This is a genomic window from Pseudomonas cavernae (assembly GCF_003595175.1).
Taxonomy (GTDB): domain Bacteria; phylum Pseudomonadota; class Gammaproteobacteria; order Pseudomonadales; family Pseudomonadaceae; genus Aquipseudomonas; species Aquipseudomonas cavernae.
The window spans coordinates 4,788,626-4,810,167 of record NZ_CP032419.1 but is presented as its reverse complement, the minus strand read 5'-3'; the positions used below and the strand labels follow the sequence as shown (position 1 = coordinate 4,810,167).

Below are 21,542 nucleotides of genomic sequence, written 5' to 3'. Positions count from 1 at the left end.
AGGCCCGTGAAAGGGGCGCCCGCCGCTCAATCCAGCTTGAGCACCTTGGCGAGGATGATCTTCGGCCCCTTCATCTTCTTGACGATGATGCGCAGGCCCTCGACCTCCAGCACTTCTTCCTCTTCCGGCACGCGCTTGAGGGTTTCATAGACCAGCCCGGCGAGGGTTTCCGCCTCGATATGGTCGAGGTCGACGCTGAGCAGGCGCTCGACCTTGAACAGCGGGGTGTCGCCGCGCACCAGCAGTTTGCCCGGCTGGTAGGCGAGGATGCCGCGCTCGGCCTTGCGGTGCTCGTCTTGAATGTCGCCGACCAGGGCTTCCAGCACGTCTTCCATGGTCAGGTAGCCGATGACTTTGCCGTCCGCCTCCTCGACCACGGCGAAGTGCGACCCCCCCTGGCGGAACTGCTCGAGCAGGCTGGACAGCGGCATGTGCCGGCTGACCCGCTCCAGCGGATGCATCAGCTCGCCCAGCTTGAGGGCCGAGGGCAGCATTTCCAGCAGCGACAGGTGCAGCAGCAGATCCTTGATGTGCAGGACGCCGACAAAGTCGCCGCTGGCCTCGTCGTACACCGGGTAGCGGCTGTATTTGTGCCGGCGGAACACGCTGAAGACCTGATCCAGGGTCGCGTTCAGCTCCAGGTAGACCAGGTCTTCACGGGAGTTGGCCCAGTCGACCACTTCCAGTTCGCCCAGCTCCACCGCCGAGGCCAGCACGCGCATGTCCTGGTCGCTGGGATTGCTGGCGCGGCTGGAATGCAGGATCAGCTTGAGCTCGTCGCGGCTGTAATGGTGCTCGTGATGCGGCCCCGGCTCGCCCTGGCCGGCGATGCGCAGGATGGTGTTGGCGCTGGCGTTGAGCAGGTAGATCGCCGGGTACATCAGCCAGTAGAACAGGTACAGCGGCGCCGCCGTCCACAGCGACAGCAGTTCCGGCTTGCGGATCGCCCAGGATTTCGGCGCCAGCTCGCCGACCACGATGTGCAGGTAGGAAATGATGAAGAAGGCGGTGAAGAAGGCGATGCCGTGAATCACGGCCGGCGAGCCGACGCCGAGCTCTGCCAGCAGCGGCGTGAGTAGGTGGGCGAAGGCCGGTTCGCCGACCCAGCCGAGGCCCAGCGAGGCCAGGGTGATGCCCAGCTGGCAGGCCGACAGGTAGGCGTCCAGCTGGTTGTGCACGGTGCGCAGGATATGCCCGCGCCAGCCATGTTGGCTGGCGATGGCTTCGACCTTGGTGGCGCGCAGCTTGACCATGGCGAACTCGGCGGCGACGAAGAAGCCGTTGAGCAACACCAGCAACAGGGCAAAGAGAATGAGGCCGAAATCGGCGAAGTAGGTGAGGAGGGTAGAGCTACTAGAGGAGGGGTCCATTGCGGCTTGGGTTGGCTAATGACCGGATAAGGGTGCAGGTTGAGTCGTGAGTTTGCAAGCCGCGGGCCAGATCGCGACCGGCGGCCAAGCTAACGCCGGAGCAGCTGCGGCTCGGGGAAGTGACAGGTGAAGGTGCTGCCCTGGCCGAGCGTGCTGCTGATGTCCAGGCGCCCGCGGTGGCGCAGCAGCACATGCTTGACGATGGCCAGGCCGAGGCCGGTGCCGCCGGAGTGGCTGGCGCGGCTGGAGTCGACCCGGTAGAAGCGCTCGGTCAACCGCGGCAGGTGCTTGGCCTCGATGCCCGGGCCGCTGTCGCTGACGCTGAGGTGCGCGCCCTGCTCGTCGCCCCACCAGCGGATGCGGATCTCGCCTTCGTTCGGGGTGTATTTCACCGCGTTGAACACCAGGTTGGAGAAGGCGCTGCGCAGCTCGGCCTCGCTGCCCTTGAGCTTGATGCTGAAGTCGGTTTCCAGGCTGATCTTGTGGTGGCGGTTGGCCGACAGTGCCTGGGCGTCGGCCTGGATCGACAGCAGCAGCAGGTCGACCGCCACCGGCAGGTTGTCCGAGGGGTAGTCGGTGGCTTCCAGCTTGGCCAACAACAGCAGGTCATTGAGCAGGGTCTGCATGCGCCCGCCCTGCTGCTGCATCTGCTGCAGCGCGCGCAGCCAGCGCGGGTTGAGATCGTCGGCGTTGTCCAGCAGGGTTTCCAGATAACCGGCGATCACCGTCAGCGGCGTGCGCAGCTCGTGGGAAACATTGGCGACGAAGTCCTTGCGCATCTGTTCGAGCTGATGCACGCGGGTGACGTCGCGCACCAGCATCAGGTGCTCGCCGTTGCCGTAACGGGTCAGCTGGAACTGCAGGCGCAGACGGTCGTTGACCGGCGAGGGCAGCTCCAGCGGGTCGGGATGCTGGTTCTGCTCGAAGTATTCCTTGAAGCGCGGGTGGCGGATCAGGTTGGTCACCGACTGGCCGCTATCCTGCGGGGTCTTGAGGCCGAGCAGGGATTCCGCGGCGCGGTTCCACCACTCCAGGTTGCCATCGGCATCGAGCATGACCACCGCGTCCTTGAGCGCCGCGGTGGACTCCTGGATGCGGTCGATCACCGCCTGCAGGCGGCCGCGGGCGCGTTGGTCGCGGCGCTGCAGGTGGTAAATGCTGTCGAACACTTCGCCCCACAGACCGTAGCCGTGCGGCGGCGGTTCCTCCGGCTGGTGATGCTTGAGCCAGTGCTGCAGGCGCAGCAGCTGCCAGAGCATCCAGCCCAGGTAGGCGCCGAGGCCGGCGGCCAGGGCCCAGGCGTATTCGCCGCTGAGCAGGCCGACCAGCAGGCAGGCGCTCACCAGCAGTAACAGGTTGCGGATGACCGCGCCGCGCCAGTCTTGGTTCGTCAATCGAGCGCCCTAGCTCTTGGTGGAGAAACGGTAGCCGGTACCGCGTACGGTTTGTACCAGATTCTCATAGACCTCGCCGAGTGCCTTGCGCAGGCGGCGGATATGCACGTCGACGGTGCGTTCCTCGACATACACGTTGCCGCCCCAGACCTGATCGAGTAGCTGGCCGCGGGTGTACGCCCGTTCTTGATGGGTCATGAAGAATTGCAGCAGGCGGTATTCGGTGGGGCCCATCTCCGCCGGCCTGCCGTCGATGGTCACGCGGTGGCTGATGGGGTCGAGCAACAGGCCGCCGACCTCGATCGGCGCCTCGCCATCGCTGGGGCCGGCGCGGCGCAGCACGGCCTTCAGGCGCGCCACCAGCTCGCGCGGCGAGAACGGCTTGGTGATGTAGTCGTCGGCGCCGACTTCCAGGCCCTGGATCTTGTTGTCCTCTTCGCCCTTGGCGGTGAGCATGATGATCGGGATGTCGCCGGTCAGCTCGTCGCGCTTGAGACGGCGGGCCAGTTCGATACCGGAGGTGCCGGGCAGCATCCAGTCGAGCAGGATCAGATCCGGCTTGCGGTCGACGATGATGGCATGGGCCTGCTGGGTGTTTTCCGCTTCCAGGCAGTCGTAGCCGGCCATTTCCAGGGCCACCGCGATCATTTCGCGGATCGGCGCTTCGTCGTCAACGATGAGGATGTTCTTGCCAACCATGGAGAACCTCGGGGTAGTTCTTGAGTGCTGGGCATTAGATAACGGAATTATTGCAGGCATGTGACATGCCGATGTTAACGCTTCGCCGCTGGCGACGTGGACTATGCTGTCAGCGGTGCCCGATTCCCGAGTCGGGTACTGTCGAATCCGGAGTGCCGAACCTCGATGGTGCAGGTCTCCAACCCCCCCGGCGAGGCTATCCGAAACCTTCGCGTTTGCCGTCAGATCGCCTCTGTTGATCCAGAGGAGCCATACGATGAGCAAGACTTTGCCTTTACTGACCCTGACCGGCGCGTTGCTGGTCCTGCCCGGGCTGGCCTGGGCGGATGAGCCGGCGATGACCAAAGACGGCATGTTGGTCGACGCCAAGGGCATGACCCTGTACACCTACGACCAGGACGCCATGGGCAAGTCCAACTGCAATGGCCAGTGCGCGACCAACTGGCCGCCGCTGATGGCCGCCGCCGGTGCCAAGGCCGATGACGACTGGACGGTGGTCAAGCGCGACGATGGCAGCATGCAATGGGCCTACTACGGCAAACCCCTGTACACCTTCATCCAGGACAAGAAACCCGGGGATGTCACCGGCGACGGCAAGATGGGCGTCTGGCACATCGCCAAACCGGAGTGAAGCTCGCGGACGTAGCGCGGAACCGTAGGCTGGGTTGAGCGCAGCGATACCCATCCTGCCTATGTGCTCAAACCTGTTGCACGATTTCGCGAGCTAAGGCCAGACAAGGCGTAACGCAGCGAAGCGGAGTAACAGCCGAAGGCTGGCCCGTAGGGCGAGCGTAGCGAGTCAATCGGGTGAGGGCGCGGAGTTTACAAGTTGTAAATGAGCAGCCCGAGCCCGATTTCAACGCGGTATGACCGACGCGCAGCAAATCGTGGATAGGTTTTCAGCGCAGGGCGTAGTCGGCGACTATGCCGATAAAGATCGCCAGCCCGGCCCAGTGGTTGTGCAGGAAGGCCTGGAAGCAAGCCTGTGGTTCGCGCGTGCGCGTGCTCCAGTATTCCCACACGAAGCAGGCGGCGGCGGCCAGCAGGCCGAGGTGGAAGTAGCCGCCCAACTCGAAGCGGTTACCGGCCAGCAGCAGGCAGAACAGCGCCAGGCTCTGCAGGCTGGCGATAATCAGGCGATCGGCGTCGCCGAACAGAATGGCGGTGGACTTCACGCCGATCTTCAGGTCGTCGTCGCGGTCGGTCATCGCGTAATAGGTGTCATAGGCCACCGTCCACAGCAGGTTGGCGAGATACAGCAGCCAGGCCGCCGCCGGCAGCGCGCCGGTCTCGGCGGTGAAGGCCATCGGCATGCCCCAGGAGAAAGCCGCGCCGAGCACCACCTGCGGGTAGAAGGTGTAGCGCTTCATGAACGGGTAGCAGGCCGCCAGCGCCAGGCCGCCGAACGATAGCCAGATAGTCGTGGCGTTGGTGAACAGCACCAGCCCGAAGCTCGCCGCCACCAGCGTGGCGAACAGCACCAGCGCCTCCTTGGCGCTGATCTTGCCGGCGGCCAATGGGCGTGCCTGGGTGCGCCTGACGTGGCCGTCGAAGTCACGGTCGGCATAATCGTTGATCACGCAACCGGCGGCGCGCATGAGGATCACGCCGACGACGAAGATCAGCAGGTTCTTGCCGCTGGGCGCGCCCTGTCCGGCGATCCACAGCGCCCACAGGGTCGGCCACAGCAATAGATAGATGCCGATCGGCTTGTCCAGGCGCATCAGCTGGATGAAGTCCCAGGTGCGCGGGTGCAGGCGGTTCAGCGATTTCAGCAGGTGTTGGTACATCGAGGGCGCTCCCAGCGAGGTGCGGCGATTCCAGGCCGCGGGATTATACGGCGTCGACCCGGGCCTGCCGCCACAGCTCGGGCAGAAACACCTCGGCGACCAGCACGCCAAGGCTGCTGCGGCTGAAGCACGAGCGCCGTCCCCACAGCCGTTCGGCGCGCACCTCCAGCGGCAGCCAGAGCGCCGGGTAGCGGCAGACCTCGATGCTGCCGCGGTCGAACGCGCGGTCGCTGAACAGCAGTTCGCCGAGCGAGCGGCTGCCCAGTTCGTGCAGGGCCAGGCCGGAGCCTTCGAGGGCGCTGCGCGCGGCCACGCTGCGGGCGAACACCCAGGGCTGGCCATGGCCGTGCAGATACACCTCGCGCACCCAGCCCTGACTGTCGGCGGGCACGCCGAGGGCCTGGCACTCGTCCAGGCGCAGCGGCTGCCAGCCCTCCTGCAACGGACTGACGCTGAACTGGCCGGCGGCCAAGGCGGTGAGGCGGCGGGTCAGCGAACCCTGGTCGAACAGCCAGTCGGCCAGGGCGGCGACGGGGCTGGGGTGCAGTTGGGCGGCGCTGAGCCAGCGCGGCGGTCGGGCAAGGGCGGCGTGCGGCACGGAAGCGGCTATCTAAGCGGATGGGAGGCGGCGAGCTTAGCACGATTGCCCGTGCCCTCCGGCGACCAGCCAAAAGGTTGGGGGCGCCGGATGGCACTTGCGCCCGGGCCGCTGGATCAGTACAAAACGCCCTGAGCCGGGCGGCACCCTTTCTGCATCGACCGCCGTGCCGTAAGCCTGAGAACCGAGGTAGTTTGCGATGAAGAAGTGGCAGTGTGTGGTCTGTGGCCTGATCTATGACGAAAGCCAGGGCTGGCCGGATGAAGGCATCGCCGCCGGCACCGCCTGGCAGGACGTGCCGGAAGACTGGCTGTGCCCGGACTGTGGCGTCAGCAAGGGCGACTTCGAGATGATCGAAATCGCCTGAGAACCTGCCCATGGCCTGCTGCGCGTCGGCGATACGGCGTTAAAAATGGCCTCGGGCTGCTCATTTACATCAGTAAACTCCGCTCCCTCGGCCATTTTTGCCTTGTCTCGCCTTAGCTCGCGAGCCCATGAACAGGTTCTGACTGAGGCGATTCACGACAACGGCGACCATTGGTCGCCGTTGTCGTTTCTGCGTTCTTAAGCCCCCTCTCCCGTTTACGGGAGAGGGCCGGGGAGAGGGACGAGATTTCCGCCCGCTCCTTGGCTGCGGGAAAGGGGCTTTGCCTCAAACCTTACCCAGGCGGCTGTAATTCTCGAATGCCTGATCGTAGAAGCGCTCCAGGCGCTCGCTGACCGGCACGGTCAGGGTCACCCAGCGCACGCGCTTGTCGTTGTCCGCGCTGCATTCCTCGAGCAACTGCTGGTCGATCAACTGCTGCACGTACTTCACCGCCGTGCGCCGGCTGATGCTAGGCATGTAGGTGTAGAGGTCGGTCTTGCGCAGCGACTGCTCACGGCGCAGCCACATGTGAGTGAACAGGTCGCAGTAGCACAGGTCGCTGAGGCCGATGTCGCTGAACAGGGCGATCCAGCTTTCGTCCATCTGGATGATCGCTGCGGCGACGGCGCGGCGGTTGCTCTGGCTATAGCGGCGGGTCATGGGCCGATCTCGTCCTGGGTTGTGATTATATTTGTGCAGTTCTGCATGTATTGCGCTATTCGAGGGCACTCTCGAGGTATTCGAGTCGGCTTTGTGCATCCTTAAATATGCAGAAGTGCATGAAATATAGCACTTTAATAGTGTTTCCACGCAGCTGGCACAGCAGTTGCTCAAAGGCATTCAAGTGCTCATGCCGAGCGGGGAGAATGCCATGCAGTTGAAGTTATTCAAAACCTTCTGGGGCCATGCCGGCAGCGTCGAAGAGGCGGCGCGCCAGGCGCTGGATGCCGGTTTCGATGGCCTCGAAGCACCGGCGCCGGAGCCGGCGGGCGAGTGCGCGGCTTTTGCCGCGCTGCTGGCCGAGCATAACCTCGACTTCATCGCCGAGATCTGCACCGCCGGCAGCTACGTGCCGGCGCGGCATGCCACGCCGGCCGAGCACCTCGCCGATCTGGAGCGCAAGCTGGTCAACGGTCTGCCGCTGGCGCCGCGCTTCTTCAACGTGACGGCCGGCTGCGACGCCTGGCCGTTGGCCGTGCAGCTGGAGTTCTTCGCCGCGGCGCTGGAAGTGGGGCGCAAGCACGGCGTGCAACTGAGCTTCGAGACCCATCGCGGCCGCTCGCTGTTCAACCCCTGGGTCACCGCCGAGCTGCTCCGCCAGCTGCCGGAGCTGCGCCTGACCGCTGACATCAGCCACTGGGTGGTGGTCAGCGAGCGCCTGCTGGATGACGACTGGGAGCTGCTGCTGGCCATCGCCGAGCAGGTCCATCACCTCCATGGCCGCATCGGCTATCCGCAGGGCCCGCAGGTGCCGCATCCGGCGGCGCCGGAGTACGCCGATTGCCTGGTATTCCACCAGCGCTTCTGGGCCGCGGTGTGGGCGTCGCAGCGCCGCCGCGGCTATGCGCTGACCAGCCTGACCCCGGAATTCGGTCCGGACGGCTACCTGCACTGCCTGCCCTTCACCGACCAGCCGGTGGCCGACCTCTGGCAGATCAACCGCTGGATCGCCAGCACCGAGCGCGCGCACTTCCAGCGCTGCGCGGCCACCGGCCAGCGGTGAGGACTGTCTGATGAAACTGCCGAAACTGCGTCATCCCGATGGCCTGCTGCCCACCGCGCTGGCCCTGTCCTACGCCTTCGCCGCCTACCTCGGCGGCTTCGCCCTGCTGATCCACGCCAGCTGGTGGAGCTGGTCGCTCGGCGTGCTGCTGCTCGGCCACGGCCTGGTGATCGGCGCCTACTTGATCCACGATTGCACGCACCAGGCGGTGTTCTTCGGGCGCGACTGGAACGCCCGCCTCGGCAGCCTGCTCAGCGTGCTGGTCGGCGGCTGCTACGGCGCCTACGACGGCCTGCGCCTGAAGCACATGCGCCACCACGTCGACCGCGCCGACGTGGTCGCCTTCGACTACCGCGCCATGCTCCTCGCCCGCCCCTGGCTGCTGCGCCTGGTGCAGGCGCTGGAGTGGGCCTATGTGCCGGCGGTGGAAATGCTCATGCATGGCCTGGTGATCTTCAGCCCGTTCGTCGTCGCGCAGTACCGCCCGCGCCGGCGCCGCGTGCTGACCTGGCTGGCGCTGCGCGGCAGCGCACTGGCCCTGCTCGCCTGGCTGGCGTGGCCGGCGCTGCTCGGCTATATCGTCGCCTACCTGCTGTTCCTCAACGTCATGCGCAGCCTGGACATGCATCAGCACACCTACGAGGTGGTGGTCGGTCTGGACGCCGAGCCCGGCGAGCGGCCGAGCTACGCCTACGAGCAGCGCAATACCTTCTCCAATCCGTTCGGCCATTCAAAGCCGCTCAACCTGCTGGTGCTCAACTTCGGCTACCACAACGCCCACCACGAGAAGCCGACCACGCCCTGGTATCGCCTGCCGGCGCTGCATCGCCAGCTGTTCGGCGATGGCCTGCGCGAGGAGCCGGTGCTGCCGGCCCGGCAGTTCCTCGCCAATCTGCACCGCTACCGGGTGGCGCGGGTGCTCAACGCCGACCACGGCGATGCGACCGCCGGCCAGCCGGTGGCCGCGGGGCCGGGTTTCGTCGGCGTGTATGGGGTGTCCTTCCTCACCGCGCTGTGATTGGCAGGTCGCCAGCGGGCCTATCCTCAGTAGGGTGGGCCCGCATCGCGGTTGGCGGCGCGCGGGCAATTGCGGTAGGGTCGAAGTGAGAGTTTGCGCCGGGGAGGTGGGCAGATGCGCAAGTGGCAATGCATCGTCTGCGGCTTCATCTACGACGAAGCCGAAGGGCTGCCGGAGGCAGGCATCGCTCCGGGTACGCCGTGGGAGGACATCCCGGCGGACTGGGTGTGCCCGGATTGCGGCACCGGCAAGCAGGATTTCGAGATGATCGCGATCAGCTGACGCCAGCGGCCCGCGATACAGTTGGACGGCGACCTGCGGGTCGCCGTGTCGTTTCTGTCAGCAGGTTTTATGAATTTCAGGAGTGAGTCATGAGTGCACCCGTGGTGATCGTCGGCACCGGCCTGGCCGGCTACAACCTGGCCAAGGAGTTTCGCAAGCTGGATGGCGACACGCCGCTGCTGCTGATCACCGCCGATGACGGCCGCTCCTATTCCAAGCCGATGCTGTCCACCGGCTTCGGCAAGAACAAGGACGCCGACGGCCTGGCCATGGCCGAGCCGGGCGCCATGGCCGAGCAGCTCAAGGCCGAGGTCCGTACCCATACGCGCATCACCGGCATCGATCCGGGCCACAAGCGCCTGTGGATCGGCGAGGAAGCCGTGGCCTATCGCGACCTGGTGCTGGCCTGGGGCGCCGAGACCATCCGCGTGCCGGTGGAGGGCGATGCCGAGGAGGCGATCTTCCCGATCAACGATCTGGAGGATTACGCCCGCTTCCGCACCGCGGCGGCCGGCAAGCAGCGCGTGCTGCTGCTCGGCGCCGGGTTGATCGGCTGCGAGTTCGCCAACGATCTCAGCCTCGGCGGCTACCAGGTCGAACTGGTGGCGCCCTGCGAACAGGTGCTGCCCGGCCTGCTGCATCCGGCCGCCGCCGCCGCGGTACAGGGCGGGCTGGAAAGCCTCGGCGCGCGCTTCCATTTCGGCCCGGTGCTGGCCCGCCTGCAACGCCAGGGTGAGAGCCTGGAGGCGCATCTGTCCGACGGCACCCTGATCGAGTGCGATTTGGTGGTCTCGGCGGTCGGTCTGCGGCCGCGCACCGAGTTGGCCGCCGCCGCCGGCCTGGCGGTGAATCGCGGCGTGGTGGTCGACCGCCAACTGCAAACTTCGCACGCCAACATCTACGCCTTGGGCGACTGCGCCGAGGTCGACGGCCTCAATCTGCTCTACGTCATGCCGCTGATGAGCTGCGCCCGCGCCCTGGCGCAGACCCTGGCGGGCAAGCCGACGGCGGTGAGTTATGGGCCTATGCCGGTGCTGGTGAAGACCCCGGTCTGCCCGCTGGTGATCTCGCCGCCGCCGCGAGGCCTGAATGGCGAGTGGACGGTGGAAGGCAGCGGGGCCGATATCAAGGCGCTGTGCCGAGATAGCGGCGGTCGCCTGCTCGGTTATGCGTTGACCGGCACGGCCGTACAGGAAAAGCTGGCGTTGAATAAGGAGCTGCCGGCCTTGCTGGCGTGAATGCCTTAGGTTCTGTCGCTTTAGACGCAAATATCGGTTGACAAAACTGTCCGACAAGACTGGCGCGAGGCCCTTTGGCGTGCCATTCTCCCAGCGGTCTGCCGCAGCGCAGAGCTGTTGCGGCGCCTTGGGCGCTGTTCTGGACGAGCAGCACAGACACACAACAACAACAAAACGTCAAAGAGGCTTCTTATGCGTAAACCGGAACTCGCCGCCGCCATCGCGGACAAGGCTGATCTCACCAAGGATCAGGCCAACCGCGTGCTCAATGCGGTATTGGAAGAAATCACCAACGCGCTGAACCGCAAGGACAGCGTCACCCTGGTCGGCTTCGGTACCTTCATCCAGCGTCATCGCGGCGCGCGTACCGGCAAGAACCCGCAAACCGGGGCGCCGGTGAAGATCAAAGCCAGCAACACCGTCGCCTTCAAACCGGGCAAGTCCCTCAAGGACGCGGTCAACTGAGCCGTGCTCGCGCCCGGAGCCAGCCGGCTCCGGGCTGCTTGGCCCAGCCTTTGGTCCCAACCTAAGGCTGGCTGTAGTCCTCTGCCGCAAATCGCTACAATGCGCCGCCGTTCTATTTCCCGCCGAGGCCGTGCGCATGAAATTCCGCTTTCTCCTCTGGATGCTGGGCCGCCTGATGGCCAAAGCCAGTCGCGACAATCCCGCCTTCCAGCAGCAGCTGGCCGACAAAGACTTGACCTTCCAACTGCATACCCTGGACGGCAAGCTGGCTCGCCACTTCATCGTCAAGGACCAGCGCCTGGTCAGCAAGCGCGGTCCGGCTAGCGCTCCGGCCTTCGCCATCGGCTTCAAGGATGCCGCCTACGGCTTCGCCACCATGAGCGCGAAGAACAAGCAGTTGGCCTTCATGCAGGGCATCCAGAACAAGGACATCCAGATCCAGGGCAATCCGGCACTGGTGATCTGGTTTCAGGGCCTGACCAAATTCCTCGTGCCGAAGAAGCAGGCCGCCGTGAAAAAAGCGGCCTGACGCGCAATCCGTGCGGGCGCCGCTGGCCGGCGCCAGAGCCATTCGCTAGGCTGGCGGCAGTTCTTGTCGGATCTCCGCCCATGCGTTTTCTCCTGCTGTTACCACTGCTGTTCACCCCGCTGCTGGCTCAGGCCGAACCGGCCAATCCCGGCACCGTGCTCCGGGCCTTCGAGCTGGCCGGCATCCGTCTGCTCTGCGAGCAGAGCGCGCCGTTGATCCAGCGCGGCCTGGCGCCGGCGCAGCAGGAGCAAGTGGCCCGCGAATTCGCCGCCGAGCCGCTGTGCGCCGAGCTGGCCGAGCGGGTCGCCAAGCAGCTGGACGCGGCGCAGGTGCGCCAGGTCGAGGCGCTGCTCGCCAGTCCCTTGGCCCAGCGGTTCACCGCGGCGGAGCAAGTGGTGGGTGAGCCGGCTGGCGGCGAAGGCCTGGCCAGTTATCGCGAACAGCTCAAGGCCAAGCCGCCACGTCAGGAGCGCCTGGCCCTGGTCGATCGCCTCGACCAGGCGGCGCACACCACCGAGCTGGCCACCCTGTTGCGTTATGAGACCGGCAAGACCCAGGCCCTGCTGACCCTGCGGGCACGCGGCGAGAGCCTCAGCGAAGCGGCCCTGAGCCAGCAGACCGCCCAGCAGGCCGAGACGCTGCGGGCCTCCAGCCGCCAGGCGGTGCAGTCCTTCATGCTCTACGCCTATCGACAGATGCCCAGCAACGAGCTGAGCGACTATGCCGGCTTGTATGAGCAGGACCCGGTGCGCTTGTTGCTCAAGGCCAGTGTCGAAGCCTTGCCGGCGCTGTTCGCCGGGCGTCGCGCGGCACTGCGGTGACAAAGGCCGAGGGGTAAAAAAGGGGCCGCTGGGCCCCTTTTGCTTGCCTGGCCATTGGTCAATGGCCGTGCTGGTACTGCGCCGCCAGCTCGCGCAGCGCGGCTTCCGCCGCTTGCACCTTGTCCAGCGCTTCCTCGGCCTTCTCGCGGCTGAGGCCGAGATCCTCGTACAGGCTCTGGGGAATCTGCACCTGCGGACCGGCGCCGATGCCCCGCTTGCGCAGCAGGCTGACGGCCAGGCAAACCAGGTTCGGATAGGCGGCATTCGCCCCGCGATAGCCGGGGTCGTGCTGGAAGCGCAGGGCGCAGGCGAGTTCCTCGGGCATGTCCCAGTGGCGCATCAGCCAGGCGCCGATCTGTTCGCGGCTGATGCCCAGCAGGTGCTGTTCGACGTAGCTGTGCGGCAGGTGCGGGTTGACCTCCAGATGCCGGCAGATCAGCGAGAAGTGCGGCGGAAACACATGGGCGAGGACCAGGTAGCCGAAGTTGTGCAGCAGCCCGGCGAGATAGGTCAGGCCGCTTTCCGGGCGCAGGCTGCGGGGCATGGCGCGGGTCAGGCCCTCGATCGCGGCGGCGGTGTAGATCGCTTGCTGCCAGTAGGGCGTGGCCTGCTGCGGCTGGTCCTTGGGCAGGCTGAGGGTCTTGCCCAGCGCCAGGCCGAGGGCCAGGTTGATCACCAGGTCGAAGCCGAGCACGCGGACGATGGCGTCCTCCACCGAGCGGATCTTGCCCGGCGCCGCATAGTAGGGCGAGGCGGCCCAGCTGACCACCTGCGCCGCCAGCGCCGGATCGGTCTCGACCACGCCGGTGATGTCGTCCACCGTGGCATTCGGGTCGACGCGCAGCTTGATGATGCGCTGAGCGGTTTCCGGCAGCGGTGGGATCTCGATGGTTTCCTCCAGACGCTGCTGGATGCGCCGGGCGGTGAAGGCCTGGACCGCCTGGCTGATCTCGTTGCGGTCGTCGTGCGGGCGGTCGAGGTTGGGGCGGATGCCGGTCAGCGGTTCGCCGAAGCGGGCGGCGCTGGCCTTGGCCAGCAGCGGCTTGAAGGCCTCGGCAGGGATGGCCAGGAGGACCCCGGGCTGCCCCGACTCGATCAGCAACTGCGGCTCGTGCAGCAGCCGCTCGTCATACAGGCAGGGCACCCCGAGCAGGGGGGGCAGGGCCGGCAGGCGGCCGAGGCTGTGCTTGCCGAGCATGCGCTCCTGGCGCTCGGGCTTGAGCGCCGCCAGTTTGCGCCCGGTCAGCTCGGCCAGGCGATTGAGGTCGAGCAGCTGGTTCTGCGGGAACAACACCAGCAGCGCGCCGACGGCGTCCTCGAGCAGCACCGCCTGCACCCGCCGCGCCGCCGCCAGTCCCGGCTGCTCGTGGCACACCTGGTAGGGCACGGCGAGTTTTTCCAGCTGCTGCAGGATCACCGTCGGTGGTTGGGGCGAGCTATCGGTGGCGAGGGCGAGTTCGGTCATGGGCGGTGTCCGGCTAGGAATCTGTGGCCCGAGTATAACCAGCGGGCATTAAGACTGCGGGTCACAGGCGACCAGCGTAGGGTGGTGGATCACACCTGACCATATTGCTGGCCGTGACGCAACCAGCGCTCCAGCAGCGGACTGACGTGTTGCGGCCAGCGCGCCAGCAGGGCCTGGGCGGCATCGCGCACGGCCGGCAGCAGGTCGGCATCGCGCATCAGGTCGGCGACCTTGAACTGCAGCAGGCCGGTCTGGCGGGTGCCGAGCATCTCGCCGGGGCCGCGCAGTTCCAGGTCCTTCTCGGCGATGACGAAGCCGTCGCAGGTCTCGCGCATGATGCCCAGGCGCTCGCGGCCGAGTTGCGACAGCGGCGGATGATAGAGCAGCACGCAGTGACTGGCGGCGCTGCCGCGACCGACCCGGCCGCGCAGCTGGTGCAGTTGGGCTAGGCCGAGGCGCTCGGGGTTCTCGATGATCATCAGGCTGGCGTTGGGCACGTCGACGCCGACCTCGATCACCGTGGTGGCGACCAGCAGTTGCAGGCGGCCCTGCTTGAACTCGTCCATCACCGCGGCCTTTTCCGCCGGCTTCATGCGCCCGTGGATCAAGCCGACGCGCAGGCCGTCGAGGGCGGCGCCGAGCTCCTCGTAGGTGGTTTCCGCGGCCTGGCAGGTCAGCTCCTCGGATTCTTCGATCAGGGTGCATACCCAGTAGGCCTGGCGGCCTTCGCGGCAGGCCGAGCGCACCCGTTCGATCACCTCGAGGCGGCGATTGTCGGCGATCACCAGGGTGTTGACCGGGGTGCGCCCGGGCGGCAGCTCGTCGAGGATCGAAGTGTCCAGATCGGCATAGGCGCTCATCGCCAGGGTGCGCGGAATCGGCGTGGCGGTCATGATCAGCTGGTGCGGGCAGAGCTGGCCGGCCACACCCTTCTGGCGCAACGCCAGACGCTGCTGCACACCGAAGCGGTGTTGCTCGTCGATGATCGCCAGGGCCAGGCGCTGGAAACGTACCTCGTCCTGGAACAGCGCGTGGGTGCCGACCACCATCGGCACGCCGGCGGCGATCTGCTCCAGCGCCGCCGCGCGCGCCTTGCCCTTGAGCTTGCCGGCCAGCCAGGCGACCTCGAGGCCGAGCGGCTGCAGCCATTTGCTGAAGTTGAGAAAGTGCTGCTCGGCGAGGATCTCGGTGGGCGCCATCAGCGCCACCTGATAGCCGGCCTCCAGCGCCTGCAGGGCGGCGAGGGCGGCGACCACGGTCTTGCCGGCGCCGACGTCGCCCTGCACCAGGCGCAGCATCGGCTCGTCCTGGCTGAGGTCGTAGGCGATCTCGGCGCCGACCCGCTGCTGCGCGCCGGTGGGCTGGAAACCGAGATTGAGCAGGAACTGCGGCGGCAGGCGCTTGGCCGGCGGCAGGCGTGGCGCCGCTTGCGCGCGCACGGCTTCGCGCAGGCGCTGCAGCGACAGCTGGTGGGTCAGCAGTTCCTCGAAGGCCAGGCGGTGCTGGGCCCAGTGCCGGCCTTCGGCGAGTTCCTCGAGGTCGGCATCCGGCGGCGGCCGGTGCAGGTAGCGGATCGACTCGTCGAGCGGGCCGAGGCGGTAGTCGCGGGCCAGTTCGGCGGGCAGCCAGTCGGGCAGGCTGTGCGGGCCCAGGCGTGCCAGCGCCTGTTCGCTGAGCTGGCGCAGGCGCTGCTGGGTGAGACCTTCGGTGGTCGGGTAGATCGGCGTCAGGGTCTGCTCCACCGGCGCCGCGTCGCTGCCGCTGAGGGCGCGGTATTCCGGGTGGTAGATCTCCAGCCCCGAGGCGCCGGGGCGCACCTCGCCGTAGCAGCGCAGCTGGGTGCCGCGCTTGAGACCATCCTTCTGCGCCTGGCTGAAGTGGTAGAAGCGCAAGGACAGCGTGCCGCTACCGTCCTGCAGGCGCACCAGCAGGCTGCGGCGCCTGCCCATGACCACGTCGGCGCCGGCCACCACGCCCTCGACCACCGCGTCCTGGCCGGGGCGCAGGGCGCCGATGGGGGTGATGCGGGTGCGATCCTGATAGCGCAGCGGCAGGTGGAACAGCAAGTCCTGCAGGCTTTCCAGGCCGACCTTGGCGAGCTTTTCCGCCAGTGCGGCGCCGACCCCCTTCAGCGCGGTGACCGACACCGCCGCCAGTTCGGTCATGGTCAGGCGGCGCTGGTCTGCGGCTGCGCCACCGAGCACAGGCGGATCGAGTCGGCCAGCACGTCGATGGCCTTCGGCCGCGGGAAGCTGGCGCGCCAGGCGATGGCCACGGTGCGGAACGGCACCGGCGGGGTCAGCGGGCGCACGTCGAAGATGCCCGGAGCGTAGTGGTGGCTGTCCACCGCCGACAGCGGCAGGATCGAGATGCCCATGCCGGAGGCGACCATGTGGCGGATGGTTTCCAGCGAGCTGGATTCCACCGTGGTGTATTGGCTGCCTTCGTCACCGTGCTTGCGCAGGGTCGGGCAGGCCTCCAGCACTTGGTCGCGGAAGCAGTGGCCCTCGCCGAGCAGCAGCAGGCTCTTGTCGTTGAGCTGCGCGCTGTCGATGGTCTCCTTCTGGCCCCAGGGGTGGCCGGCGGGCAGCAACACCTGGAAGGGCTCGTCGTACAGCGTCATGGTCAGCACGTCGGCTTCCTGGAATGGCAGGGCGATGATGATCGCGTCCAGCTCGCCGTTGCGCAGCTTGTCGCGCAGCACGTGGGTGAAGTTTTCCTCGATGTACAGCGGCATCTGCGGGGCGACCCGGTGCAGCTGCGGGATCAGGTGGGGAAACAGGTAGGGGCCGACGGTATAGATGGCGCCGACCCTGAGCGGCGCGGCCAGCTGGTTCTTGCCAGCCTGGGCCAGCTCACGGATGCCCTGGGCCTGCTCCAGCACCTTCTGCGCCTGGGTGATGATGGTTTCCCCGACCGGGGTCATGCGCACCGCGCTCTTGCTGCGCTCGAAGATCAGCACGCCGAGTTCGTCTTCCAGCTTCTTCACCCCCACCGACAGGGTCGGCTGACTGACGTGGCAGCGCTCCGCCGCGCGGCCGAAATGCTGTTCCTGGGCGAGGGTGACGATGTAGCGCAGCTCGGTGAGGGTCATAGGTAAATTCCATGAGAGTGCGAGCAATCATAGCGGCTGCACTGGATGGAACCAACCTGTGCGGGAATCTGCGCCCGCTGCCGGGCGCAGTTCGTTCAGCGGCGGCGATCCAGGGAGTAGACGAAGGGCGCGACCACTTCCAGGCTGTTGCCGTCGAGCAGCTCCGCCGGTGGCTTCGGCAACGGCTGGGCGCGGCGGATCATCGCCAGGGTGGCGCGGTCCAGCGAGGCGCTGCCGGAGCTGCCGGCCAGTCCCACGCTCAGCACCTTGCCGTCGCCGTCAACCCGGAAGCGCACCTTGGTGACGCCTTCGAAGCCGCGCCGGCGGGCATCGTCGGGGTAGCGCTTGTAGCGCGCCAAGTGGCCGAGCAGCTTACTCTGCCAGGTCTCCTTGGCCTTTGACGGTGCGCTGACCGCCGCCAGCTGCGGGGCGGCGGGCTGGCTCTCGGTTTTGGCCGGCGGCGCCGGCGCGATTTCCTGCGGCGGCTGCTCGGGCTGCGGCTTGGGCTCGACCGGCTTCGGTGGTTGCGGCTTGGGTTTGGGCTTCGGCTTGGGCGCCAGGGCGATCTTCGGTTTCGGCGCTTCGATCAGTTTTGGCTGCGGCTCCGGCTCCTGCGGCTGCACGGGCGGCGGTGGCGGGGCCGGCTTCGGCGCCGCGGGCGGCAGCGGCGCCAGTTCGATCAGCATGGCCGCCGGCGGCAACTCGACCGGCGCGGCCTGCGGGTGCCAGTACAGCGCCCAGAGTGCCAGGCCGAGGTGCAGGCCGAGCACGACGGCCAGGCTGACGCCATAGCGCGACAGCTTGTGCAAGCGCTTACTCATTGCTGGCCGACCGTCTCGAGTCCTACCAGGCCGATCTTCAGGTAGCCGGCGCCGCGCAGGGCGTCCATCACCTCCATCAGCAGGCTGTAGTTCACCGTCTTGTCGCCGCGGACGAAGATGGTCTGCTCCTTGTCGGCATGGGTCTGCTGGTCCAGCACCGCGCCGAGCTGCTCCTTGCTGACCTGCTGGTTGTCGAGGAACAGGCTCTGGTCGTCCTTGATGCTCAGGTAGATCGGCTTGTCCGGGCGCGGCGCCGGTTGGGCGCTGGAGGCCGGCAGGTCGACCTTGATATCGACGGTGGCCAGGGGTGCGGCGACCATGAAGATGATCAGCAGCACCAGCATGACGTCGATAAAGGGCGTGACGTTGATTTCGTGCGATTCGACCAGGTCGTCGCCGCCGTCGTTCAGATGCAGTCCCATGGCTTACCCCAGTTTCACCACGTGCGGCTGGCTGCGTTCGGCCGGCGGCTGGTCGAGGTCGCGGCTGACCAGCAACAGCACCTGCGCCGAGGCATCGGCCACCTGGGCCTTGTGGCCGGTGATGGAGCGGGCGAAGACGTTGTAGATGACCACCGCCGGGATCGCCGCGACCAGACCGAGGGCGGTGGCCAGCAGGGCTTCGGCGATGCCGGGGGCGACCACCGCGAGGTTGGTGGTCTGCGACTTGGCGATGCCGATGAAGCTGTTCATGATCCCCCAGACGGTGCCGAACAGACCGACGAAGGGCGCGGTCGAGCCGATGGTGGCGAGCACGCCGGTGCCCTGGCTCATGCTGCGGCCGCTGGCGGCCACCAGGCGCTCGAGGCGGAAGCTGACGCGCTCCTTGATGCCGTCCTTCTCGCGTGTGTTGGTCGACAGCTGCAGTTCTTCCAGGGCGTCCTGCACCAGCGTCTGGGCCAGACTGCCCGGGCGTGCCGTCTGCTCGCCGGCCTCCTTCAGCGAGCGTACTTTTTTCAGCGCCGCCAGCTCGCCGCGCAGGCGGCGTTTGGCGCCGAGCAGCTCGAAACCCTTGGCGATCCAGATCGTCCAGGTGATCACCGAGGCGAGGGCCAGGCCGATCATCACCAGTTTCACCACGATATCGGCGTTCTGGTACATGCCCCAGGGCGACAGGTCATGCTCCAGCGCCTGTTCGGCGGCGAGCAGTTCCTGCTGTTCGGCGGCGGCCACGACGGCTGCATCGGCGGCGGTCTGCTCGGCGGGCGCCGCCGCGCCGGTGTCGGCGGCACTCGTCGGGGCCGGCACTGCGGACGTGACCGCTGTGCTGGCGGTGGCCGGCGCGCTCGGGGCGCTGGCGGGCTCTTGCGCCAAGGCCAGGGTGGGCACCAGCAGCAGGCTGCAGAGCAGGGCTGCGACGCCGCGCCAGGTACGGGCAAGAGGGTTAGGCTGGGCGTTGGAGTGGATAGCGTTCATGCGGGCCGGACCTGAAAGGAAAGAAGTCAGCTTGGCCAGCGGCACATGCGGCGACGCTGGCGAAAGGTCGGGCATTATTGCAAGTAATTCTTGTTAGCAAAAGAGATCTTGTAGCTTTCTTCTCCGGCGGTTGCCGTCACCGGACCTTGGCCGGCGCGTGGCGTCTGGTTAGGCTGAGGATTACCCACCTATTCCTGGAGTTGTCGATGCCCTCTCTGTTGATTGCCGGTTGTGGCGATGTCGGTGGCCGTCTGGCCAGCCAGCTGCTCGCGGTTGGCTGGCGCGTGCATGGCCTGCGCCGCACGGTCGCCGCCCTGCCGGCCGGGGTGCTGCCGCTGGCCGCCGATCTCGACAGCGCCGTCTGCCCGCCGGCCTGGCCAGCGCAGCAACTGGATTATCTGGTGTATAGCGCCGCCGCCAGCGCGCCTGACGAGGCCGGCTACCGGCGGGCCTATGTCGACGGCCTCGCCCATGTGCTGGCCTGGCTGGCGCAGCACGGTCAGCGCCCGCGGCGTCTGCTGTTCGTCTCCAGCAGCGGGGTGTATGGCCAGCAGCACGGCGAGTGGGTCGACGAGGGTTCGCCGGCCGTGGCCGAAGGGTTTTCCGCACGGATCATGCGCGAGGCCGAGCAGCTGGCGCTGGGCTGCGGCGTGCCGGCCAGCGTGGTGCGCCTGACCGGCATCTACGGGCCGGGGCGCAACTGGCTGCTCGATCAGGTCCGCCAAGGCTATCGCGTGGCCAGCGAGCCGCCGTTGTATGCCAACCGCATCCATGCCGAGGATGCCGCCGGGCTGCTGGCCTTCCTGCTGCAGGCAGACGCCCGTGGTGTGGCGCTGGCGGATTGCTACCTCGGCGTCGACGACGCGCCGGCGCCGCTGCACGAGGTGGTGGCCTGGCTGCGCGACTATCTGGGGGTGACGGCGTGGGCCGAGGCGGCGAGCATGCGTCGCACCGGCAGCAAGCGCTGCAGCAACGCCCGCGCCCGTGCGCTTGGCTGGCAGCCGCGCTACCCGAGCTATCGCGAGGGGTATGCGGCGGTGCTGGCGGAGGCCGGGTTGCTGCGTTAGTCGCGCTGCAGCAGCCAGCGCTGTGCGCCGGGGCTGTAGTCGGGCATCTCGTCGCTCTGCGCCTGGTTGCGCGCCTCGAAGATGCTCAGTTGCTGGCCGTCGCGGCGGAAGATCCACGGGCTGCCCTGCTGACCGAGCTGCAGCCACAGGCTGTCGTGCTCGCCGCTCATGGCCGCGCAGTCGCCGGCCAGGCACAGCGCGTAGCGCTCGGCGCGGGGCAGGCCTTCGACCTGGCCGTCCGGGTGGAAGCGCACCGGGCCGCCCTGGCCAGGGCCCTGCTCGATCGTCCAGCTGCCGCCCAGGTACGCCGCGTAGAGGGTTTGTTCGAAACTGCTGCCCTGCGGCGCATCCGCCGCGACCTCGACCCGTGGGCGGACGAAGCGCTGTTGCGGGCTGGTGGCGTTTTCGACCTGGACCAGCTGGTCGTCTTCGAGATTCAGGCGCTCGTGGAAGTCGCCGTAGAAATCCACCTGCCAGCCGCCGGTGGGGTCGGCGTGCAGTTGCCCTTCGCCGAGCTCGAAACCGTTGCTGAAGGTCGCCAGCTGGCGGCCGCTGTCGATCCGCCATTCCAGATTGGGGCCATAGGCGAGCAGGGCCTCGCGCAGCGGGCCGCCGGCGCTGGCGGCATCGATGGCCGCTTGGTTGATCCAGATGCCATTGGGATCCGGCGGAGCGCTGGCGCAGCCGCCGAGCAGGACGGCACTGAGCAGCAGCGCACGGGTGTGACGCATAACCGAATCCTTGTCGATGCGGGAAGAAGCGGGGCGCAGGCCCCGCCGGAGGGTCTTGGAGCCTGTTTACAATCTGCTGCGCGTCGGCCATCCGGCGTTAAAAGTGACCTCGGAAGCCGCTTGCGGCTAACGCACTTCAGTGCGGCCCCGAAGGGGCGAGCGAAGCGAGTCATGCTCATTTACAGCGCGTAAACTCCGCTCCCTCGGCCACTTTTGCCTTGTCTGGCTCTAGCTCGCGAGATTGTGAACAGGCTCTTACTCGAGCACCAGGATGCCGTCCATTTCCACCAGCGCGCCGCGCGGCAGGGCGGCCACGCCGATGGCGGCGCGGGCCGGGTAGGGCTGTTGGAAGTAGCGGCCCATGATCTCGTTGACCGTGGCGAAGTGCGACAGGTCGGTGAGGAAGATGTTCAGCTTGACCAGGTTGCTCATGTAGCCGCCGGAGGCTTCGATCACCGCCTTGAGGTTCTCGAACACCTGCACGGTCTGCGCCTCGAAGCCTTGCACCAGCTCCATGGTCTGCGGATCCAGCGGGATCTGTCCGGACAGGTACACGGTATCGCCGGCCTTGATCGCCTGGGAATAGGTGCCGATGGCGGCGGGGGCCTTGTCGCTGTGGATGACGGTCTTGCTCATGGGAACTCCTTGTGGGGTG

Annotated in this window: 24 protein-coding genes; 10 read left to right on the top strand and 14 right to left on the bottom strand. The window is 67.2% G+C overall.

The genetic code is table 11. The features are described 5' to 3' along the window. Positions 1 to 26 precede the first annotated feature (26 nt). From D3880_RS21935 to phoB, 3 genes are all read right to left on the bottom strand, one after another. The gene (locus D3880_RS21935) at positions 27 to 1,370 is read right to left on the bottom strand and encodes a hemolysin family protein (protein WP_119895521.1); all 1,344 of its coding nucleotides are present in this window, start codon (positions 1,368 to 1,370) and stop codon (positions 27 to 29) included. An 89-nt stretch (positions 1,371 to 1,459) separates the two neighbouring features. Then, a complete protein-coding gene (gene phoR / locus D3880_RS21930; RefSeq protein ID WP_119895520.1) occupies positions 1,460 to 2,764 on the bottom strand; it encodes a phosphate regulon sensor histidine kinase PhoR in 1,305 nt (434 codons plus the stop codon). 9 nt (positions 2,765 to 2,773) lie between these two features. Next, complete coding sequence (gene phoB / locus D3880_RS21925) at positions 2,774 to 3,463, bottom strand: phosphate regulon transcriptional regulator PhoB (protein ID WP_119895519.1); 690 nt, start codon at positions 3,461 to 3,463, stop codon at positions 2,774 to 2,776. A gap of 256 nt (positions 3,464 to 3,719) precedes the next feature. Here phoB and D3880_RS21920 point away from each other — a divergent pair, with 256 nt between their 5' ends. Beyond that, on the top strand, positions 3,720 to 4,094 hold the full coding sequence (locus D3880_RS21920; protein ID WP_119895518.1) for a COG4315 family predicted lipoprotein: 375 nt from the start codon (positions 3,720 to 3,722) through the stop codon (positions 4,092 to 4,094). A 268-nt stretch (positions 4,095 to 4,362) separates the two neighbouring features. On the opposite strand, the gene ubiA is transcribed toward D3880_RS21920, so the two are convergent. Next, positions 4,363 to 5,253, bottom strand: a complete 891-nt coding sequence (gene ubiA / locus D3880_RS21915; protein ID WP_119895517.1) for a 4-hydroxybenzoate octaprenyltransferase — start codon at positions 5,251 to 5,253, stop codon at positions 4,363 to 4,365. 43 nt (positions 5,254 to 5,296) lie between these two features. After that, on the bottom strand, positions 5,297 to 5,851 hold the full coding sequence (locus D3880_RS21910; protein ID WP_119895516.1) for a chorismate--pyruvate lyase family protein: 555 nt from the start codon (positions 5,849 to 5,851) through the stop codon (positions 5,297 to 5,299). A 199-nt stretch (positions 5,852 to 6,050) separates the two neighbouring features. Between D3880_RS21910 and D3880_RS21905 the strand changes: the two genes are divergently transcribed. Continuing rightward, complete coding sequence (locus D3880_RS21905) at positions 6,051 to 6,218, top strand: rubredoxin (protein ID WP_119895515.1); 168 nt, start codon at positions 6,051 to 6,053, stop codon at positions 6,216 to 6,218. A gap of 285 nt (positions 6,219 to 6,503) precedes the next feature. Here D3880_RS21905 and D3880_RS21900 read toward each other — a convergent pair whose 3' ends face one another. Next, a complete protein-coding gene (locus D3880_RS21900; protein ID WP_119895514.1) occupies positions 6,504 to 6,878 on the bottom strand; it encodes a MarR family transcriptional regulator in 375 nt (124 codons plus the stop codon). A gap of 211 nt (positions 6,879 to 7,089) precedes the next feature. Between D3880_RS21900 and D3880_RS21895 the strand changes: the two genes are divergently transcribed. From D3880_RS21895 to D3880_RS21865, 7 genes are all read left to right on the top strand, one after another. Further along, on the top strand, positions 7,090 to 7,941 hold the full coding sequence (locus tag D3880_RS21895; RefSeq protein WP_119895513.1) for a sugar phosphate isomerase/epimerase family protein: 852 nt from the start codon (positions 7,090 to 7,092) through the stop codon (positions 7,939 to 7,941). Between the two features lie 10 nt (positions 7,942 to 7,951). Further along, positions 7,952 to 8,959: a fatty acid desaturase gene (locus D3880_RS21890; protein ID WP_177412188.1), complete on the top strand. Its 1,008-nt coding sequence runs from the start codon at positions 7,952 to 7,954 to the stop codon at positions 8,957 to 8,959. Positions 8,960 to 9,073: 114 nt separating this feature from the next. Beyond that, on the top strand, positions 9,074 to 9,241 hold the full coding sequence (locus tag D3880_RS21885) for a rubredoxin (RefSeq protein WP_119895512.1): 168 nt from the start codon (positions 9,074 to 9,076) through the stop codon (positions 9,239 to 9,241). A gap of 89 nt (positions 9,242 to 9,330) precedes the next feature. After that, positions 9,331 to 10,479, top strand: a complete 1,149-nt coding sequence (locus tag D3880_RS21880) for an NAD(P)/FAD-dependent oxidoreductase (protein ID WP_119895511.1) — start codon at positions 9,331 to 9,333, stop codon at positions 10,477 to 10,479. 192 nt (positions 10,480 to 10,671) lie between these two features. Beyond that, the gene (locus D3880_RS21875; RefSeq protein WP_119895510.1) at positions 10,672 to 10,944 is read left to right on the top strand and encodes an HU family DNA-binding protein; all 273 of its coding nucleotides are present in this window, start codon (positions 10,672 to 10,674) and stop codon (positions 10,942 to 10,944) included. A 136-nt stretch (positions 10,945 to 11,080) separates the two neighbouring features. Beyond that, a complete protein-coding gene (locus tag D3880_RS21870) occupies positions 11,081 to 11,473 on the top strand; it encodes a helicase (RefSeq protein WP_119895509.1) in 393 nt (130 codons plus the stop codon). Between the two features lie 80 nt (positions 11,474 to 11,553). Then, complete coding sequence (locus tag D3880_RS21865; RefSeq protein WP_119895508.1) at positions 11,554 to 12,294, top strand: hypothetical protein; 741 nt, start codon at positions 11,554 to 11,556, stop codon at positions 12,292 to 12,294. A 58-nt stretch (positions 12,295 to 12,352) separates the two neighbouring features. On the opposite strand, the gene D3880_RS21860 is transcribed toward D3880_RS21865, so the two are convergent. The 6 genes from D3880_RS21860 to exbB all read right to left on the bottom strand — a co-directional run bounded on the left by D3880_RS21860 (position 12,353) and on the right by exbB (position 19,089). Continuing rightward, positions 12,353 to 13,759, bottom strand: a complete 1,407-nt coding sequence (locus D3880_RS21860) for an aminoacyl-tRNA deacylase and HDOD domain-containing protein (RefSeq protein ID WP_119895507.1) — start codon at positions 13,757 to 13,759, stop codon at positions 12,353 to 12,355. 89 nt (positions 13,760 to 13,848) lie between these two features. Continuing rightward, complete coding sequence (gene recG, locus D3880_RS21855) at positions 13,849 to 15,924, bottom strand: ATP-dependent DNA helicase RecG (RefSeq protein ID WP_119895811.1); 2,076 nt, start codon at positions 15,922 to 15,924, stop codon at positions 13,849 to 13,851. A gap of 2 nt (positions 15,925 to 15,926) precedes the next feature. Beyond that, a complete protein-coding gene (locus D3880_RS21850; protein WP_119895506.1) occupies positions 15,927 to 16,853 on the bottom strand; it encodes a hydrogen peroxide-inducible genes activator in 927 nt (308 codons plus the stop codon). A gap of 95 nt (positions 16,854 to 16,948) precedes the next feature. Beyond that, positions 16,949 to 17,674, bottom strand: a complete 726-nt coding sequence (locus D3880_RS21845) for an energy transducer TonB family protein (RefSeq protein WP_119895505.1) — start codon at positions 17,672 to 17,674, stop codon at positions 16,949 to 16,951. After that, positions 17,671 to 18,096, bottom strand: coding sequence for a TonB system transport protein ExbD (gene exbD, locus D3880_RS21840; RefSeq protein WP_119895504.1), 426 nt, complete (start codon positions 18,094 to 18,096; stop codon positions 17,671 to 17,673). The genes D3880_RS21845 and exbD overlap by 4 nt, the downstream gene beginning before the upstream one ends. Before the next feature lie 3 nt (positions 18,097 to 18,099). Next, a complete protein-coding gene (gene exbB, locus D3880_RS21835; RefSeq protein WP_119895810.1) occupies positions 18,100 to 19,089 on the bottom strand; it encodes a tonB-system energizer ExbB in 990 nt (329 codons plus the stop codon). A 206-nt stretch (positions 19,090 to 19,295) separates the two neighbouring features. Here exbB and D3880_RS21830 point away from each other — a divergent pair, with 206 nt between their 5' ends. Then, positions 19,296 to 20,156 (top strand): NAD-dependent epimerase/dehydratase family protein, encoded by an 861-nt coding sequence (locus D3880_RS21830; protein ID WP_119895503.1) that lies wholly within the window; start codon positions 19,296 to 19,298, stop codon positions 20,154 to 20,156. On the opposite strand, the gene D3880_RS21825 is transcribed toward D3880_RS21830, so the two are convergent. Together D3880_RS21825 and D3880_RS21820 are read right to left on the bottom strand one after the other, a co-directional pair. After that, positions 20,153 to 20,887: a putative periplasmic lipoprotein gene (locus D3880_RS21825; protein WP_119895502.1), complete on the bottom strand. Its 735-nt coding sequence runs from the start codon at positions 20,885 to 20,887 to the stop codon at positions 20,153 to 20,155. The two genes, D3880_RS21830 and D3880_RS21825, sit on opposite strands and share 4 nt — an antisense overlap. A 255-nt stretch (positions 20,888 to 21,142) precedes the next feature. After that, positions 21,143 to 21,523: a RidA family protein gene (locus tag D3880_RS21820; protein ID WP_119895501.1), complete on the bottom strand. Its 381-nt coding sequence runs from the start codon at positions 21,521 to 21,523 to the stop codon at positions 21,143 to 21,145. Positions 21,524 to 21,542 lie beyond the last annotated feature (19 nt).

Excerpts from the sequence above, each read along its gene's own strand:
- D3880_RS21935 (WP_119895521.1), bottom strand. The coding sequence starts at position 1,370 with ATGGACCCCTCCTCTAGTAGCTCTACCCTCCTCACCTACTTCGCCGAT.
- phoB (WP_119895519.1), bottom strand. The coding sequence starts at position 3,463 with ATGGTTGGCAAGAACATCCTCATCGTTGACGACGAAGCGCCGATCCGC.
- D3880_RS21920 (WP_119895518.1), top strand. The coding sequence starts at position 3,720 with ATGAGCAAGACTTTGCCTTTACTGACCCTGACCGGCGCGTTGCTGGTC.
- ubiA (WP_119895517.1), bottom strand. The coding sequence starts at position 5,253 with ATGTACCAACACCTGCTGAAATCGCTGAACCGCCTGCACCCGCGCACC.
- D3880_RS21905 (WP_119895515.1), top strand. The coding sequence starts at position 6,051 with ATGAAGAAGTGGCAGTGTGTGGTCTGTGGCCTGATCTATGACGAAAGC.
- D3880_RS21900 (WP_119895514.1), bottom strand. The coding sequence starts at position 6,878 with ATGACCCGCCGCTATAGCCAGAGCAACCGCCGCGCCGTCGCCGCAGCG.
- D3880_RS21895 (WP_119895513.1), top strand. The coding sequence starts at position 7,090 with ATGCAGTTGAAGTTATTCAAAACCTTCTGGGGCCATGCCGGCAGCGTC.
- D3880_RS21890 (WP_177412188.1), top strand. The coding sequence starts at position 7,952 with ATGAAACTGCCGAAACTGCGTCATCCCGATGGCCTGCTGCCCACCGCG.
- D3880_RS21885 (WP_119895512.1), top strand. The coding sequence starts at position 9,074 with ATGCGCAAGTGGCAATGCATCGTCTGCGGCTTCATCTACGACGAAGCC.
- D3880_RS21880 (WP_119895511.1), top strand. The coding sequence starts at position 9,331 with ATGAGTGCACCCGTGGTGATCGTCGGCACCGGCCTGGCCGGCTACAAC.
- D3880_RS21875 (WP_119895510.1), top strand. The coding sequence starts at position 10,672 with ATGCGTAAACCGGAACTCGCCGCCGCCATCGCGGACAAGGCTGATCTC.
- D3880_RS21870 (WP_119895509.1), top strand. The coding sequence starts at position 11,081 with ATGAAATTCCGCTTTCTCCTCTGGATGCTGGGCCGCCTGATGGCCAAA.
- D3880_RS21865 (WP_119895508.1), top strand. The coding sequence starts at position 11,554 with ATGCGTTTTCTCCTGCTGTTACCACTGCTGTTCACCCCGCTGCTGGCT.
- D3880_RS21860 (WP_119895507.1), bottom strand. The coding sequence starts at position 13,759 with ATGACCGAACTCGCCCTCGCCACCGATAGCTCGCCCCAACCACCGACG.
- recG (WP_119895811.1), bottom strand. The coding sequence starts at position 15,924 with ATGACCGAACTGGCGGCGGTGTCGGTCACCGCGCTGAAGGGGGTCGGC.
- D3880_RS21850 (WP_119895506.1), bottom strand. The coding sequence starts at position 16,853 with ATGACCCTCACCGAGCTGCGCTACATCGTCACCCTCGCCCAGGAACAG.
- D3880_RS21845 (WP_119895505.1), bottom strand. The coding sequence starts at position 17,674 with ATGAGTAAGCGCTTGCACAAGCTGTCGCGCTATGGCGTCAGCCTGGCC.
- exbD (WP_119895504.1), bottom strand. The coding sequence starts at position 18,096 with ATGGGACTGCATCTGAACGACGGCGGCGACGACCTGGTCGAATCGCAC.
- exbB (WP_119895810.1), bottom strand. The coding sequence starts at position 19,089 with ATGAACGCTATCCACTCCAACGCCCAGCCTAACCCTCTTGCCCGTACC.
- D3880_RS21830 (WP_119895503.1), top strand. The coding sequence starts at position 19,296 with ATGCCCTCTCTGTTGATTGCCGGTTGTGGCGATGTCGGTGGCCGTCTG.
- D3880_RS21825 (WP_119895502.1), bottom strand. The coding sequence starts at position 20,887 with ATGCGTCACACCCGTGCGCTGCTGCTCAGTGCCGTCCTGCTCGGCGGC.
- D3880_RS21820 (WP_119895501.1), bottom strand. The coding sequence starts at position 21,523 with ATGAGCAAGACCGTCATCCACAGCGACAAGGCCCCCGCCGCCATCGGC.